The organism is Tardiphaga sp. 20_F10_N6_6 (genome assembly GCF_052076045.1).
Classification (GTDB): domain Bacteria; phylum Pseudomonadota; class Alphaproteobacteria; order Rhizobiales; family Xanthobacteraceae; genus Tardiphaga; species Tardiphaga robiniae.
This window is the reverse complement of record NZ_CP197239.1, coordinates 5,085,795-5,101,910: the sequence shown is the minus strand read 5'-3', so window position 1 is coordinate 5,101,910 and position 16,116 is coordinate 5,085,795. Positions and strand designations below refer to the sequence as shown.

Genomic DNA, 16,116 nt, shown 5'->3' with positions numbered 1-16,116 from the left:
AAAACAATCCCGGCGCTGACGAGCGGCGCCGGGATACGTCTCACATACTCAAATTGCTGGTCTGATTCTAAATCCGCGCGACCAATTCCTTGATCAGCGTCGTGATCCGCCCCGTCGGCGATTCCAGCTCTTTCATGATCGAGAAGTGATCAGCGCCCGGGATCTCCTCATAGCTCACCGGCAAACCGTACTTTGCCCGGTGCACGGCAAGGTCCGCCGTCTGCTGGCGCAGGATCGGCAATTCGCCGCCGCCAACCACCAGCGCGAGCGGCTTGTTCGGGCCGCCATCCTGCAGCAGCGGCGACTGCCGCTTCGACATCGCCTCGTCCAGCTTCAGCTTTTCATTCAAATAGGACGCGCGGATCGGCTCGAGATCGTAGATGCCCGAAATGGCGACGCCGCCCTTCACCTTCGGATGCGACAGCGTCGTCGAGGTGAGATGACCACCGGCGGACCAGCCGGACACCACGATGCGGTTCGGATCGCCGCCGAGCGAGGGAAGCTTCTCAACCAGCGCATCGACGCCGGCATGCATCTCGGCCACGATCTCCTCCAGCGTCGCATCCGGCGCGAGTGTGTAACCAATTGCAGCGACGTTGATACCGTGGGCGATGGGACCTGCAGCGAAGCAGGTGAAAAAATCCTTCGAGCGCATCTGCCAGTAGCCACCATGGATCAGCAGCAGTGTCGGCCCGCCGTCGGCGGCCTTGATGAAATCGAACCTGTTGCGCTCGCGCGGGCCATAGGCGACGTCGAGATGCGCGGGATACTTCGCCTTCATCGCGTCAGAGCGCTGGCCCCATCCGGCGGCGATGTCGGCGCTGCCCGCAACGGCAGTCGAGTTGTTCAGACCGGCATCGAGCTGCTCGCGCGTCATCGCGCGCCAGTTGGAATCGCCGAAAGGCTTACTCATGGTTGCATCCCTGCATTGTGTGAGGCGACACTGCCTGCGAGTCCCATTTATCCAGAAAATGGTCTACACGGCTACGTCGGGATCGACATCCCAAGCATACGAATTGCTCTGCATCCGAAATTGGAGACGTGCGTGGCCTCTCAGCAAGATCTCATCAAAGCAACGGCCTGCGCCGTGGTCGATCAACTCAATGCCGGGACGGTAACGCCGCTCGACCTGCTGGACGCGCTGGAAGCGCGCATCAAGGAAGTCGATGGCCAGGTCAACGCGCTGCCGATCCTGTGTTTCGATCGCGCCCGCGATCACGCGAAGGAATTGATGAAGAAGCCGCTCGGCGAACGCGGCATCCTTGCCGGCCTGCCGGTGCCGATCAAGGATCTCACCGCCGTCGCCGGCGTGCGCACCACACAGGGCTCGCCGATCTACAAGGACGTGGTGCCGACCAAGTCCAACGTGCTGGTCGAACGCCTCGAAGAAAACGGCGGCGTGATCTATGCGAAATCCAACACGCCTGAATTCGGCGCGGGCGCCAATACGTTCAACGAAGTGTTCGGTGCGACGCTGAATCCGTGGGACCTGTCGAAGTCGGCCGCCGGCTCGTCCGGCGGCGCCGCGGCAGCACTTGCCAGCGGCACGGCGTGGATTGCCCATGGCTCCGACATGGGCGGTTCGCTGCGCAACCCCGCCAGCTTCTGCGGCATCGTCGGCCTGCGTCCGAGCGTCGGCCGCGTTGCGTCCACGCCCGCCGTGGCGCTCGCCCGGATGGTGAGCGTGCAGGGCCCGATGGCCCGCACCGTGGAAGACCTCGCATTGATGCTCGACGCCATGAGCGGCGAGCATCCTGCCGATCTGATCTCGCTGCCGAAACTGCCGACCTCGTTCCGCTCCGCCGTGCGCGCAGGCACCAAGCCGAAGCGGATCGCCTATTCGCCGGATCTCGGCATCACCCCCGTAGACCCTGAAGTGGTCGCCATCACCCGCAAGGCAGCGATGGCATTCGCCGACGCCGGCGTCATCGTCGAGGAAGCACATCCCGATCTGCGCGAAGCCCACGAATGCTTCCATGTGCTGCGCGCCTATGACTTCGCGATCTCGAAGCTCCAGCTGCTCCGCGACAAGCGCGATCAGCTGAAGCCGGAAGTGATCTGGAACATCGAGCAGGGCCTGAAGCTCACGGTCGATGACTTGGCGAAGGCGGAAGCGCAGCGTGTCACGCTGGCGGCACGTGCCTACGAGTTCTTCCAGACATACGACCTGCTGCTGTGCCCCGCGACCATCACGCCGCCGTTCCCGATCGAGCAGCGCTATCTCGCCGAATGCAACGGCACCAAATTCGATAACTACGTGCAGTGGCTGGGCATCGTCTATGCGATCACGCTGACCTGCTGCCCGGCGCTGTCGATGCCCTGTGGCTTCACCTCAAAGGGTCTGCCGGTCGGTCTGCAGGTCGTCGGCCCGCCGCGCGGCGAAGCCTCGCTGCTCGCCGGCGCGCGCGTGCTGGAAGACATTCTGGGCCTGCGCGACTCCACGCCGATCGATCCGCGCCCGGCGAAGTAACGGAACTCCGCCCTCATACTCGCTCGTCCTGGCTGGCCTTGTGCCGGCGAGGACGATGCCTTGGGGCAGCGCCGCCCGGAGTACCGCTACCCTTCATAGACTTTTGTCTAAGCCACATTGTCGCACATCGCGGCTAGTCATGCGTGGCCGCAGGCGGGATGCACGCATCGCCTGACAGAACGATCCTGCCAGCAGCAATGCATTCCGCGGCATTGGCTTTTCGTGCCGAGCGTGGCAACGGGACATTTCATTTCACGGAATACGAGGGTTCTACGTGGCAGATTCATTCGCACCGCCGGCGGACGGCAAACTCCATTTCGACGACGCCAAGAAACGCATCAAGGCGATCTTCATCGGCTCAATGGGCAATCTCGTCGAATGGTATGACTTCTACGCCTACACCGCCTTCGCCCTGTATTTCGCGCCGGCCTTCTTCCCGAACTCCGACCCCGTCGTTCAGCAGCTCAATGCGGCCGTGCTGTTTGCCGCCACCTTCCTGATGCGGCCACTCGGCGGCTGGCTGTTCGGCTATCTCGCCGACACCTATGGCCGTCGTATATCGCTGACGATCTCGGTCCTGTGCATGTGCTTCGGCTCGCTGATCATCGCCTGCACGCCGACCTATGCCACCATCGGCATCGCGGCACCGATCCTGCTTGCGCTCGCCCGCATCATTGAAGGCCTCAGCCTCGGCGGCGAATACGGCGCCAGCGCCACCTATCTCTCGGAAGTTGCCGATCCCAAGCATCGCGGTTTCTATTCGAGCTTCCAGTACGTCACCCTGATCGGCGGCCAGCTGACCGCGATCATCGTTCTCCTGCTGCTGCAGAAGGTATTCCTCACCGAGCAGGAGCTAAAGGACTGGGGCTGGCGCATTCCGTTCGTGATCGGCGCAGGCCTTGCGGTCTTCACCGCCGTGATGCGTCGCGACATGCACGAGACTGACCAGTTCGTTGAAGCGAAGAAGCAGGCCAAGCCAATGGGTTCGCTGCGCGCGCTGATGGCCTATCCGCGCGAATTGCTGCTGGTTGTCGGCCTCACCGCCGGCGGCACCGCAGCGTTCTATACCTTCACCACCTACATGCAGACCTTCGTCAAGCTCTCGGTCGGCCTCACTGCGGACCAGACCACCACGGTGATCTTCGGCACGCTGATATTCGCCTGCCTGCTGCAGCCGATCTATGGCGCGATCTCCGACCGCATCGGCCGCAAGCCGCTGCTGATCTTCTTCGGCGTTGCCGGCACGCTGGCGACTGTTCCGATCCTCACCACGCTGCAAACCACCAAGTCGCCATTCACAGCGTTCCTGCTGATCTGCGGCGCCTGGGTGTTCGTCGCCGGCTATACCTCGATCAATGCGGTGGTGAAGGCCGAACTGTTCCCGACCAATATCCGTGCGCTGGGCGTCGGCGTGCCCTATGCGCTGACGGTGTCAATCTTCGGCGGAACGGCGCCGGCGATCGCGCTGTACTTCAAGCAGATCGGTCATGAACAGTGGTTCTACTATTACCTGTCGGGCATGATCTTCCTGTCGCTGCTGATTTACGCCACCATGCGCGACACCAAGCACAAGTCGGCGATGCACCGTCACGAGTGATGGTCAACGTCTAGCCAAGGAGCGTCAGCCATGACCGAGGATCACACCCCGCCGGAATCCAAGCTGACGCAGACCAAACAGCGCTGGGCGCGCGAAGGCCGGTTTCTCACCGGCAAGATTGCGCGCCCGGACGACCAGCGGCTCCCGCCCGGCCAGCACCTGACCCAGGATTGGCCGGTACTGGATCTGGGCATCACGCCAAACATCCCTCGCGAGCGCTGGCGCCTCGATGTCTACGGCGCCGTCGAGACGCCGCTGTTCTGGGATTTCGGCCAGTTCAGCGCGCAGCCGCAATCGACCTTCATCTCGGACATCCACTGCGTCACCACCTGGTCGCGTTACGACAACCAGTGGGAGGGTCTTTCGACCCGCGCGCTGCTCGACGCCTGCCAGCCGAAGCCCGAGGCACGCTTCGTGGTGCTGGAATCCCATGACGGCTACACCACCAACCTGTCATTGGAAGACTTCGCTGCCGAAGACGCACTGCTGGCACATTCGTGGCAGGGCTCCCCGATCGAGCGCGACCATGGCGGCCCCGTGCGCGTGATCGTGCCGCATCTGTATTTCTGGAAGAGCGCCAAGTGGCTGCAGCGCATCCAGTTCGTCGGCGACGACAAGCCCGGCTATTGGGAAGTCCGCGGTTATCACAACCGCGGCGATCCGTGGCAGGAGCAACGGTATTCGGACGATTGACGACTGCGCGTTGATGGAATTCTATTTCACCACTTCGCAAACGCTGCGATGGTCCTGACGTATAAGTCCCTCGGTGCGACAAGAGACTTTCGCCCACCAGCCGTCGAGCGACTCGCGATCGCAATGCAGCTTCACGCTCATGCCATCGGCAAATGCGATCCATTCGGCGAAGCGATGCGACGGCACGGCGATCACCACGGGGATATCGCTAGAGAGCGCGCGCTCGATCAGATAAGCGAGCCCCTTGCCCTCGCGCTCCTGCTTGCCGAACCGGTTGATGATGACCAGATCGGCGCCCTCGTCGATGGCGTCGGCGACCTGCGTGCCGGCATCGAGCAATTGTCCGACATCGAGCTTGCAGCCCTTGGCGCCGGGACCGAGATCCTGAAACAAGCGCACGTGCGCACCGGTGTGCAGCATGACCGCAGTCAGCTTCGGCACGTCGAATTCGCGATGCCCGAGTTGCACCAATCCGACGGCGCGAATGCCCTGCTTGCTCAAATCCGCCGCGAAGGTGTGCAACACTGCGTCGGGATCCTGATCCTTGTCATAGACAAGCGCAGCCAGATCGCATTGGGCGTCGAACATTGCGAAGTTCCAGTTTAGACCACGGCGCGCCACGAGCGACCAAGGATGGATCAATCCTATTCCAGAAAAGAGCCATTCGAAAGCGCGATCGGGGTGACCGTCACGATATATTTATCCGGATACAACGGTGATACCGCCGGCTGGACCGGTTAGAACCTGCGCTTCTTGCCGATGTCGCCCTTCAGCGCCAGCAGCTCCTTGCGCGCGGCGGTGGCCGCAGCGTTTTCGATGCCGCGATAGCGCTTGATGAGCGTAAGGCCGAATGGCGTGAGGAGAGCTCCGCCCCCATTCTTGCCGCCAGTCTGGCGCTCGACGGCAGGCTGCCCGCAGATCCGGTTCAGTTCATCCACCAGATCCCAGGCGCGCTTGTAGGACATCGCCATGGCGCGGCCAGCGGCCGAAATCGAACCGGTGGCATGAATATGTTCGAGAAGCTGAATCTTGCCCGGTCCGATCCGTCCCTCGGGATCGAGGTCGATGCGGATACTGAGGGCTGGCGCGGGCGGGCTGGCTGGCTTCGACATAGCCGAAGTCTACGTCCCCAGACGCAACGTTGCCAGTCCAACAATCGAGGAACGTTTCAGTGTTGGCGGCATTCGGGGCAAACGACTTCGCCCCTGGTCACATGCGCGATGCCGCGACAAAGCCATTTCCGGGCCATCGCGTGCAGCGGCCGCCGGGCCAGCTGATAGATGAAATACACGTCGAGCATGATGAAATCGAATCCGTTTGTTCCAGCATAGATAAGGCGGCGCTCTGCAATCAGAACGCCGCCTTTCTCTTGTCAGCCATCTCTTTTTAGTTAGCCACGCAGCTTAACCGTGAAGTTTCTTCGCGGTCTCGGCGATCGCCTTGCCCTGATAGCGGGCACCGGCCAGCTCGTTGGCCGAAGGCTGGCGGCTGCCGTCGCCACTGGTCAGGGTGGTCGCGCCGTAAGGCGAACCGCCGGTGACTTCATCGAGCTTCATCTGGCCCTGGAAGCCGTAATTGAGGCCGACGATGGTCATGCCGAAATGCAGCAGGTTGGTGATGATGGAGAACAGCGTGGTCTCCTGGCCGCCATGCTGGGTCGCGGTCGCGGTGAAGGCACCGCCGACCTTGCCATGCAGCGCGCCCTTCATCCACAGGCCACCGGCCTGATCGAGGAAGTTGGCCATCTGCGAGGACATGCGGCCGAAGCGGGTGCCGGTGCCGACGATGATGGCGTCGTAATTGGCGAGATCGTCGATGGTCGCGATCGGGGCAGCCTGGTCCATCTTGTAGTAGGACGCCTTGGCGACCTCGGCAGGCACCAGTTCAGGCACGCGCTTGATATCGACAGTGGCACCGGCTTCGCGGGCACCTTCGGCGACGGCATTGGCCATCGCTTCGATATGGCCGTAAGCGGAATAATACAGAACGAGTACTTTGGTCATGGTCAGTCTCCGTTGGATTGGGATGAATAGGTCGGGTTGATGATTGGTGGGCGCCTTTGACTTGCGTCAGGCGGCGTCCACCAGAACGAGTTCGGAATCTTCCAGCGCCTTGATCGTGACGTTTGCTTCATCACGGATGGCGACGCCGTCGCGGGCGTTGACGCGAATGCCGTTGATCTCAATCGCGCCAGCCGCCGGCACGAGGTAGCCGTTGCGCGAGCTACCCAGCGGATATTGCGCGGTCTCACCGGCCTTCAGCGTCGTTGCCAGCACGCGGGCGTCAGCCCGGATAGGCAGTGCCCCAGCGTCGTCCTTGAAGCCACTGGCAATGGTGACGAACTGGCCGGAGCGATCGGCCTTCGGGAACGGCTTGGCGCCCCAGCAAGGCTGGCCGCCCGTTTGTGTGGGCTCGATCCAGATCTGGAAGATCCGCGTGGTCGATGCCTCCAGATTGTATTCGGAGTGCCGGATGCCTGAGCCCGCACTCATCACCTGGACGTCGCCAGCCTCGGTGCGACCCGTGTTGCCCAGACTGTCCTGATGCGTGATCGCGCCTTCGCGGACATAGGTGATGATTTCCATGTTGGAATGCGGATGAGCCGGGAAACCGGTGTTCGGCGCGATCTCGTCGTCGTTCCAGACGCGCAAGCTGCCGTGGCCCATATTCTCGGGGTCGTAGTGGCTGCCGAACGAGAAATGGTGCTTAGCCTTGAGCCAGCCGTGGTCGGCGCCGCCGAGTTTGTCGAAAGGTCTGAGGTCGATCATGACGAAATCTCCGTCGTTTGATGCATTTGCATCCTGGGCATCTGGATATGGCCTCTCAGATGGCGCATAAATAGAAATGATTGAAACTCATCGTTTCGGATTTTGAGATGTCAAAACTTCCCGACTTCGAGGCGCTGGCGATTTTCGCCAAGGTGGTCGAACTGCGGTCCTTTGCGGCGGCGGCAACCGAGCTGACCCTGTCCAAGGCCACCGTCTCCAAGGCGGTGAGCCGGCTGGAGGACCGCCTCGGTGCCAGGCTGTTCAACCGGACCTCGCGGCGGCTGGCGCTGACCGATGCAGGCCGGACGCTGGCGGTGAAGGCTGCGCAATTGCTGGCGGACGGCGAAGCGCTCGAGAACGAGGCGCTGGCGCAGTCGGCGACGCCGCGCGGGCTGGTACGGCTGGCCGTGCCGATGACCTACGGCACCAATACGGTGGCGCATCTGCTGCCGGAGTTCCTCGCCAAATATCCGGAAGTCTCCATCGACCTCAGCCTCAGCGACGCCACCGTCGATCTGATCGGCGAAGGTTTCGATGCTGCAATCCGCATCGCCACGCTGCCGGACTCATCGCTGATCGCGCGGCGGCTCTGCCCGGTGAAGCGCCACATCGTGGCAGCGCCGTCCTATTTCGCAAAATACGGCCGGCCGACGCACCCCATGCACCTCGCCGACCACAAATGCTTTGGCTACACCTATCTCTCGACCCCCGGCGTCTGGCACTTCACCAATGTAGCCGGCGAACAGGCCAGCGTTCGGCCGGCCGGACCGCTCCGCGTCAACAATGGCGAGGCGCTGCTGCCTGCGCTGATCGCGGGATTGGGGATCAGCGATCTGCCGGATTTCATCGTCGGCGATGCATTGGCGAGCGGCGCGCTGGAGGCCGTGTTGCAGGACTGGTCGCAATCGTCGAGCGGTGTCTACCTCGTCACGCCACCGGGCGGTCCCCGCCCTGCCCGTGTCGAAGTGCTGCTGGAATTTCTTGCTGACAAACTCGCTGCCACCGGCAAGCGCGCGCGCAAGACATCAGGCTAGCTCACCTTCATCATCTGCCCGTAGATGCCGAAATACTGGTCGCGCATATTGGCGATATCGAATTCGGTGACGAAATCCTTCGCCGTCCTTGCGATCTTCGCGGCAAGCTCAGGCTGCGCCGCAAGCGCCGCGATCTTGTCGGCGAGATCCTCGGCGGATCCGACCTTGAATTTGATACCGTTCGAGCCGTCCACCAGCAGTTCGGCCGGGCCATCGACATCCGCGGCGATGACAGGCAGGCCGACCGCCATGGCTTCGAGCAACACCAGTCCGAAACCTTCGAAACGCGATGGCAGGACGAAGATATCGGCCTCGTCCAGCGGACGGCGCACATCGGTACGCCCGCACAGGAAGCGAACACGATCGGCGACATTCTCGGCGATCGCCTGCGCCTTCAAACTCAGGAGGGTCGACTCGTCGCCCTCCGGTGGGCTGCCGACGAAATCGCAGCGAATGTCGAGCCCACGCGCGGCGCAGAGGCTGACCGCCTTGATCAGGATGTCCTGGCCCTTCTGCTTGGGATAGATGCGGGCGACATTGATCAGACGCAGAGCCGGTCCGAGGCGACGTTGCCGCGCCACTCTATCGAATGTCGCGAGCGGTATGCCGTTATGCACCTTGAACAGGCGCTTCAGTTTGACAGATTCACATTCACGCTCGACCGCAGCAGAGATCGCGATGTTCCAATCGACGAACCGCTGATGCAGCCGAAGCTTTACGCGGTCCCACGCGTTGACGAGGCCGGTATTGTGAATCGTGTAGCCGACGCTCATCGGACGATACAGTTTACTCAACATGGCGAAGTGCTTGGCGCCGCTGTCATGCGCATGGATGATACGAATATCGTGACGGCGGATGATGTTGAGTAAACTTAGAATGACACGTGGATTGCGGTTCCCGGGTGGACGCTTGAGGAAGTAGACCGGATGACCTGTCGCGGAGAGCTCGGCAGCAAGATCGGGATGGAAAAAGTCGTTAATCACGACGAAAACCTGCGGAATGTCCTCTCCCGGCGTGCAACTGGCAGCGAAATTGATCAGCAGTCGCTCGGACCCGCCCACGGTCAGCGACGAAATCAATTGAAGCACACAACCCACTTTGAAATGCTCCCGGCCCGAATGCCGGGCGACTTCCAAATCCGTCGCGCTCCAAACGGCCCGATTGCGAAATAGCGCCAGGGTTTTTGTCTGTTCGGAGTAATCCATTCCCTATTTCGGCTGACGCTCGTGGCTATTCTGCGGCGCACCAAATGCGCCGCGGAAGGGAATTCTGGCGGAAAGGCGGCAGAGTTGGGCGGGAATACGCACGCAGGTTGACGGTGGGCCAAAACACATCAGACTTTCTGAAAGTGCAAAACTTCCACGCCATTTCCAGCAGCGCTACATTCGTTGCTTTCGCTCGATGATATTCAGTCAGCCATTTCATTGACTGAATCCGTGTCGGACGTAGCTTTGATGCTCGCCATTGCATCAGAGAAAGTGACCATGACCACCGCCTCCCCTACACGCCGTTTGCTATCAACGCTCATCGCCGCAGCCTTCAGCGCAACGCTCGCCACCTCCGCTTTCGCGGCAGACCAGATCACGCTGCGCGTTGGCGACCAGAAGGGCGGCAACCGCTCGCTGCTGGAGATCTCCGGCTTGGCGAAGGACTTGCCCTACAAGATCCAGTGGTCGGAATTCCCTGCGGCAGCGCCGATTCTCGAAGCCATCAATGCCGGCGCACTCGATGTCGGTTACACCGGCGACCTCTCGTTCCTCACGGTCTATGCCAACGGCGCACCGATCAAGGCGATCGGCGGCACACGCTCCAATGCGGACACACAGGCGATCCTGGTGCGCAACGATTCACCGATCAAGACCGCAGCCGACCTCAAGGGCAAGCGCCTCGCAGGCACCCGCGGCGGCTGGGGCCAGTTCCTGATTGAGGCGACGCTGGAGAAAGCCGGTTACAAGACCAGCGAAGCAACTTTCGCGCCGCTCGGTCCCGTCGATGCCAAGATTGCACTTCTCGCCGGTTCGATCGACGGCTGGGCCGTATGGGAACCCTACATCTCCTACGCCGTGCTGAAAGACAATGCACGGGTGGTTGCCGATGGCACCGGTCTGACCCCGACCCTGACCTTTATCGTCGCTTCCGAACAGGCGATTGCCACCAAGCGCGAGGCCGTCGCCGACCTGTTGCAGCGGCTTAACAAGGCCCGCACCTGGTCGCGCGAGCATGTCAATGAATATGCCAAAAACACCGCCGAGCTGACCAAGCTGCCGGAAGACGTGCTGGCGCGCGCCTACAAGGCGCAGGACACACGGCCGATCGCCATCGACGATGGCGTGGTAAAGGAATTCCAGGAAGCCTCGGATCGCGCCACGCGCTACGGAATCCTGTCGAAGCAGGTCGATGTCAGCAAGGCCGTCGATCGCAGCTTCACGCAGGCTGCGCCGGCATCGAACTAGCGGGCGGTTGCGCGGCGAGAATGCGCATCGTTGCAATCGCCGCGATCAGCGACAACACTGTGGCGATGCTGAACAGCGTCCCATAGCCGAGCAGGTCGGCAATGCGGCCCGACAGCATCGAGCCGATGAAGTAGATGATCAGCTGGGCGCAGGCGAGAATCGTGAAGTCGGTGCCCGGCTGATCCTTCGATGCCGCCGCCATGAACAGGCTGTAGAGCGCAACGATCTCCATATAGCGGATCAAGGTCTGGAATCCGGCCGCGCCGAAAATCGGCCAGATGCCGATCACGACACCCAGCGCATGCGCCGTGAACAGCGCAAAGCAGATGGTGCGGAGAATGCCCAGCAGACCCAGCGTCCAGCCGGTGCCGCAGCGTTGCAACAGCCATGCTGCGCCAGCGGCACCCGCGAGACCCGCCGTCGTCGCGGCGCCGCCGGAAAGATAACCGATCTGTTTGAGCGGCACGCCGGCATCGACGAGGTAGCTGCCCTCCATCGCCTTCACGAGGCCCTCGCTCATCCGGTAGATCAGTGCGATCCAGAGAATGTTGCGCACCTCGCGGCGGCGCAGGAAGGCCATCACGGAAGGCCGCGGCTTCGACGGATCGATCTGCCCGGCTTCGTCCTCGCGCATGGCGAAGGCGGCAAAGAGCGGGATCAACGAGAAGCCGGCGATGGTCAGCAGCATACCGGTCCAACCGATCTGCGCATACAGCACCAGCCCGAGCGTGCCTCCGATCACGACACCGAACGCGACCGAGCCGCCCTGGATGGCGTTGCCGATGGCACGATCCTCCGGCGCCAGATATTTCGCAGCATAGCCATCGGTGGCGATATCCTGCGTCGAGATCAGCAGTGAACCGAACAGGCCCACCGTGATGATGCCCCAGATATTGGTTGCGCCGAGCGGAATCAAACACAGCAGGCTGATGATGACCCCGGTTTGGGTCACGATCACCCAACCGGCACGATGTGCGCGCGCGAACGGGCGGATGCGATCCACCACCGGCGCCCAGAAGAACTTCAGCAGCAACGGCAGAAACCAAAGGCTGAGATATCCGATCTCGCTGCGCGAGACGCCGGCTTCGCGCATGATCGGCGGCAGGGCGGCGGCGAACAGATAGGACGGGATCGCCTGTGCCAGATACAGCCCGCCAAGCACGACGAACAGACGCTTGCGTCCCATGACGGCGACCGGCGCAGATGCGTTAAGCTCCGCGGTGCTCATGCGAGGCCGCGATGTTCGGCGAGAAAGGCGCGCGCGGCGATCTCGTCCTCGAGCGCCACCAGCGGCATCGGCCAGAGCTTCCGAAACGTCTCTTCCATCTTCTTGTTGGCGCCGGGGCGTACAATCGCCACAGCACGGCAGCGCGCGGAGATATGGCCGCGCGTCGCCTTGAACCACAGCGCCTGCTCCCGCTCGCCGGCGACGGACAGTTTCCCGCCGCCCCCGAACACGGTCAGAAGTTCGAATGGCGCATCATGCTCGCCGACCCGGGCCAGCGCGGCCAGATAATCGCGCTCGTCCGACTCCGCATAAGGCGGCAGGAACCGTAGCGTCAGCAGGCTCCCATCAATCTCCAGATCCACCATGATGGCAATTAGAACTCCCTGGGAAGTGGCCTTGGAAGGTTTGGTCTTAGAACGTCTTGCGATAGCCGACCGTCACGGTGCGACCCCAGGAATAGACCGGCAGGTTGCGCACTGAGGTTGCGGTCGGGTTCTGCAATTCCGCGTCGAACAGGTTGTTGACCGCAGCATAGGCCTCGCCGCCATAGACCGGCCCGCTCAGCGCGGCATTCATCGTAAAGCCGCCTTCAATGGGATAGACCGTATTGGTCAGGTTGATGCCGCGATTGCGAGCGGCATAGCCCTCGCCCTCGAGGCGCAGTTTGATGCCGTTGTCGAAGCGATAGTCGCCGAAGATCAGACCACGCACCGGACTGCCGATCCTGTTGTTAGGAAGCCAGCTATCGAGCACGCCATCCTTGTTGGTGTCGTAGCGGCCTTCCTTGTAGCCGATCGTGGTACCCAGCGTGAAATTCCGGTTGATCGCCATCTCGCCGATATATTCGACGCCGTAGATCATTTCTTTCTGCTGCGAGATCAGGTTGGTGACGGGATCGAAGGTCACGCCCTTCTCGGAGGTGCTGACAAAACCGGTGATGCTGCCCTTATAGGGGCCGTCGCCGCCGCGGATGCCGATTTCGTAGTTATTGACGATCTGGGCTTCCGGCGCGATCGAGGTGAAGGAGATGGTCTGGCGTGCCAGCGGCAGGCAGTTCGGCGTCGCTACCGGACAGGCAAAGGCGGTGGATGACAGGCCGGCGCGGCGCGTATAGGCGCCAACATCGGGCAGCGCATAGCCCTGCGAGAAACCGCCGAACAGATCGATCTTGTTGTTGAGCTTGAAGGTCGCGCCGAGATTGTAGGTCGGCGAAGCATATTCGTACTGGCCGCCGATAACATTGAGCGCCGGCAGAACGAAGCGCGTCACGGGCGAGATCGCGGCATAGGCGGCCGGACGCAGGAAGTCGTCGACACTGAGATCGAAATGCTCGTAGCGAACGCCGCCCCGCGCGGTCAGCCGATCGGTGATCGGGACTTGTACCAATGCAAATCCGGCGGTCGTCACCTGGGTCAACGGCGTGAACACATCGCGGCCATCGGTCAGCGTCTGCCATGTCTTGTCATGAACGACGTCGGTGCCCCAGGTCACCTTGGCGCCGTTCCAGATGCGGTCGAGCGGCGTATCGATCGTCAGATTGACGCCACCGCGTTCGGAATACAGCGTGGTCTGGTTGGCGGGGCTGGTCGGGCTCAGCGGATTACCGGAATAGTAGACCAGCGAGTTGTAGGGATAGGAGAACTCCGAATAGTTGAAGCGCTTCTTGATGTCATTGTAGAAGCCGACCACGCTGAGATTGCCGAGCACGAAGTCCGTATCGCTGTAGCGCAATTGGAACGAGCGCGAATCTTCCAGTACGCTCTGCCCGGTATAGGGCTTGGTAAAATCCGGCTTCGCATAGGCGCCCGAATAGTCGGTAAGATATTTTGGCGTCTGGTCAAGATAGAACTGGCTGATCGAGGCTTCGATGCGCTTGCCGCCATCGAAATCGTAACCGATCTTGCCCAGGAAATTGCCGCTGGCGAGACGATCGCCACCTCCCTGGCCGAGCATGGCATCCGATGGCAGCTCGCGGCCCGCGCCATCATAAGTCTTCTGCGCGCCGCGACCGCTGCCGACGAATACATAGTCGATGCCATTCGTGCCCTTGCCACTGACCGTCGCCGACATTTCCGGTGCCAGCGAACCGCCGGGATCGGCGGTGAAGGTGCGCAGCGCCGTGTTGACGCTGACGCGCGGACCGCCCGGCTGCGCTTTCTTGGTAACGAAATTCACCGTACCGCCCGTCGCGCCGGCGCCATACAGGCTCGATGCACCGGCGACCAGTTCGATGCGCTCGACGGAATTCAGATCGATCAGCGACAGGACGCGCGAGACGTCGCGGAGCGGCGTCGTCAGCGGCACGCCGTCCATCAGCACCAGGAGGTCGCGGCCGCGGTAGCTTTCGGAAGCGCCGGAGATGGTCTGGTTCGACACCGAGAAGCCCGGCAGCAATTTGGCCAGCAGCGCGGATGCGCTGCCGCTTTGCTTGAGCTGTTCGTCGATCTCCTTCTGGTCGATCACCTGCACGGTCTGCGGAATATCCGAAATCGAGCGCTGGGCACGCGCGGCCGTTACCGTGATCTCGTCGAGCGTGACGCCCGCGCTCTGCTGCGCAACGGCCTGCGACGACATGAGCCCGACGGCGGGGATGAGAAGGAACTGGCTGTAACGCATGAGCTCGGGGTCTTCCGTATGTTCGTGGCGACGAAGCACTGGAGAGGTCGAGCCGGTCAATTCGACCGATGCCGCAGCAGTTTGGAATCAATGTAAATTCCAACCGCGGCTTTACTCTTCTTACGCCTGTGCATTCCGTCTATCGTCACAGCGATACGGCACAGCCCATGGCATGACTTGGACTCGGTGAATTGATAGTCGGACTGGAGCGAACGAAGCGGTTTGGATTCGATGCTGTGGCAAACGCGCATCAGTCGCGGTCTCCATCCTGCGTCGATGCCGCTCCCGATTGCCCTCTCGTCCCGCTCTGGCTGGTTGCGGACGATATCGATGACATCCTGCGCAAGCCGCTTGAGAGCCGCCTGCCGTGGAAGACCGTGCAACGCAATTCGCTGGGATCGTTTCGCGCCGCGCCGTTCCAGTCGAAGGCGATCCTGCGGATGCAGCCGCACCTCGGACTGATGTCGTGTTTCGATCCCGCGCCGCTCTGGACCATGCCCGACAACGACCCGTCGCAGGATATCCTGGTACTGCGACCATCCGATGGCGTGGTGATCGTCCAGCAGGATGGCCAGCGCCAGACATGCATGCCACGCGAGGCGATCATTCTCGATCCCAGCCGCGCCACCACCTTCATCATGAATGATGTGAGCCGTGTCGATTGCCTGCTACTCCCCAGCAATGGCCATACCGGATTACGCCACATCGCCCATGACAATGGCGGGCTGATCGCGCTCGGCCATTACGCCGCTGCCGTAATGCGCGGTCTGTTGCCGATGAATTCCGCTGCGCTGACGGGTCTTGCCATCGATTATATGAACGGCCTCGTCGCCACCATGATCGATGAAGCCGATGCGCCGGCGCGGCGTGGCGCATGGCGCCAGGATCGGCCGACTATCAGCCTGTTGTCGCTCAAGGCCGATATCGAGGCCAGCCTCAGCCAGCCGACGCTGTCACTGGAGCGGCTCGCGACCACCCATGGCGTCACCGCGCGTTATTTCCAGAAATTGTTCGAGGCCGAAGGCCGGACGTTTTCGGACTACCTGCTGGAGCGCCGTCTGGAACGCGCCTTCCACATGCTGCGCGACGGCAACCGCGGGGATCGCGCCGTCAGCACCATCGCCTTCGAGGTCGGCTTCGGCGATCTGTCTTATTTCAACCGCACCTTCAAGAAGCGTTTTGGCGCGACACCTCGCGAGATACGTGCGCGATTTGAGACGATGCTGCTGGATACGATGCCGGATACGGACGCCTGAA

General features: G+C 62.0%; 16 protein-coding genes. 7 read left to right on the top strand and 9 right to left on the bottom strand.

Going from position 1 to position 16,116, the window contains the following annotated elements; all coding sequences use genetic code 11:
- Window positions 1–67: 67 nt before the first annotated feature.
- Window positions 68–913, bottom strand: a complete 846-nt coding sequence (locus AB7813_RS24405; RefSeq protein ID WP_120288386.1) for an alpha/beta hydrolase — start codon at window positions 911–913, stop codon at window positions 68–70.
- A 132-nt stretch (window positions 914–1,045) separates the two neighbouring features.
- Between AB7813_RS24405 and AB7813_RS24400 the strand changes: the two genes are divergently transcribed.
- The 3 genes from AB7813_RS24400 (at window position 1,046) to AB7813_RS24390 (ending at window position 4,760) form a co-directional block, all read left to right on the top strand.
- Window positions 1,046–2,470 (top strand): amidase, encoded by a 1,425-nt coding sequence (locus tag AB7813_RS24400; RefSeq protein ID WP_184513414.1) that lies wholly within the window; start codon window positions 1,046–1,048, stop codon window positions 2,468–2,470.
- Between the two features lie 361 nt (window positions 2,471–2,831).
- Window positions 2,832–4,067, top strand: coding sequence for an MFS transporter (locus tag AB7813_RS24395; RefSeq protein WP_093760053.1), 1,236 nt, complete (start codon window positions 2,832–2,834; stop codon window positions 4,065–4,067).
- 30 nt (window positions 4,068–4,097) lie between these two features.
- Window positions 4,098–4,760, top strand: a complete 663-nt coding sequence (locus AB7813_RS24390) for a sulfite oxidase-like oxidoreductase (RefSeq protein ID WP_089262482.1) — start codon at window positions 4,098–4,100, stop codon at window positions 4,758–4,760.
- 21 nt (window positions 4,761–4,781) lie between these two features.
- Here the strand turns inward: AB7813_RS24390 and AB7813_RS24385 are convergent, their stop codons facing one another.
- Both AB7813_RS24385 and AB7813_RS24380 read right to left on the bottom strand, forming a co-directional pair.
- On the bottom strand, window positions 4,782–5,348 hold the full coding sequence (locus tag AB7813_RS24385; RefSeq protein WP_441228598.1) for a DUF2478 domain-containing protein: 567 nt from the start codon (window positions 5,346–5,348) through the stop codon (window positions 4,782–4,784).
- Window positions 5,349–5,497: 149 nt separating this feature from the next.
- A complete protein-coding gene (locus AB7813_RS24380; RefSeq protein WP_120288382.1) occupies window positions 5,498–5,872 on the bottom strand; it encodes a winged helix-turn-helix domain-containing protein in 375 nt (124 codons plus the stop codon).
- Between the two features lie 59 nt (window positions 5,873–5,931).
- On the opposite strand from AB7813_RS24380, the gene AB7813_RS24375 reads away from it, so the two are divergent.
- Window positions 5,932–6,150 carry a hypothetical protein gene (locus AB7813_RS24375; RefSeq protein ID WP_309947695.1) on the top strand — a complete coding sequence of 73 codons (219 nt, stop codon included), beginning with the start codon at window positions 5,932–5,934 and terminating at the stop codon, window positions 6,148–6,150.
- Between the two features lie 13 nt (window positions 6,151–6,163).
- Here AB7813_RS24375 and wrbA read toward each other — a convergent pair whose 3' ends face one another.
- Window positions 6,164–6,763 carry an NAD(P)H:quinone oxidoreductase gene (gene wrbA, locus AB7813_RS24370; protein ID WP_441228597.1) on the bottom strand — a complete coding sequence of 200 codons (600 nt, stop codon included), beginning with the start codon at window positions 6,761–6,763 and terminating at the stop codon, window positions 6,164–6,166.
- A 66-nt stretch (window positions 6,764–6,829) separates the two neighbouring features.
- A complete protein-coding gene (locus AB7813_RS24365; protein ID WP_120288381.1) occupies window positions 6,830–7,528 on the bottom strand; it encodes a pirin family protein in 699 nt (232 codons plus the stop codon).
- 107 nt (window positions 7,529–7,635) lie between these two features.
- Here AB7813_RS24365 and AB7813_RS24360 point away from each other — a divergent pair, with 107 nt between their 5' ends.
- Window positions 7,636–8,562, top strand: a complete 927-nt coding sequence (locus tag AB7813_RS24360) for a LysR substrate-binding domain-containing protein (protein ID WP_439057134.1) — start codon at window positions 7,636–7,638, stop codon at window positions 8,560–8,562.
- Here AB7813_RS24360 and AB7813_RS24355 read toward each other — a convergent pair.
- Window positions 8,559–9,659 (bottom strand): glycosyltransferase family 4 protein, encoded by a 1,101-nt coding sequence (locus AB7813_RS24355; RefSeq protein ID WP_439057133.1) that lies wholly within the window; start codon window positions 9,657–9,659, stop codon window positions 8,559–8,561. The two genes, AB7813_RS24360 and AB7813_RS24355, sit on opposite strands and share 4 nt — an antisense overlap.
- Before the next feature lie 387 nt (window positions 9,660–10,046).
- On the opposite strand from AB7813_RS24355, the gene AB7813_RS24350 reads away from it, so the two are divergent.
- Window positions 10,047–11,015, top strand: a complete 969-nt coding sequence (locus AB7813_RS24350; RefSeq protein WP_439057132.1) for an ABC transporter substrate-binding protein — start codon at window positions 10,047–10,049, stop codon at window positions 11,013–11,015.
- Here AB7813_RS24350 and AB7813_RS24345 read toward each other — a convergent pair.
- The 3 genes from AB7813_RS24345 to AB7813_RS24335 are packed head-to-tail and all read right to left on the bottom strand — an operon-like array spanning window position 10,987 to window position 14,859.
- Window positions 10,987–12,243 carry an MFS transporter gene (locus AB7813_RS24345; RefSeq protein ID WP_441228596.1) on the bottom strand — a complete coding sequence of 419 codons (1,257 nt, stop codon included), beginning with the start codon at window positions 12,241–12,243 and terminating at the stop codon, window positions 10,987–10,989. The genes AB7813_RS24350 and AB7813_RS24345 overlap by 29 nt on opposite strands.
- Window positions 12,240–12,608: a hypothetical protein gene (locus AB7813_RS24340; protein WP_089262497.1), complete on the bottom strand. Its 369-nt coding sequence runs from the start codon at window positions 12,606–12,608 to the stop codon at window positions 12,240–12,242. Before AB7813_RS24340 ends, AB7813_RS24345 begins: the two co-directional genes overlap by 4 nt.
- Window positions 12,609–12,654: 46 nt before the next feature.
- Window positions 12,655–14,859, bottom strand: a complete 2,205-nt coding sequence (locus AB7813_RS24335) for a TonB-dependent receptor (RefSeq protein ID WP_441228595.1) — start codon at window positions 14,857–14,859, stop codon at window positions 12,655–12,657.
- A 236-nt stretch (window positions 14,860–15,095) separates the two neighbouring features.
- Between AB7813_RS24335 and AB7813_RS24330 the strand changes: the two genes are divergently transcribed.
- Window positions 15,096–16,115: a helix-turn-helix transcriptional regulator gene (locus tag AB7813_RS24330; protein ID WP_441228594.1), complete on the top strand. Its 1,020-nt coding sequence runs from the start codon at window positions 15,096–15,098 to the stop codon at window positions 16,113–16,115.
- Window position 16,116 lies beyond the last annotated feature (1 nt).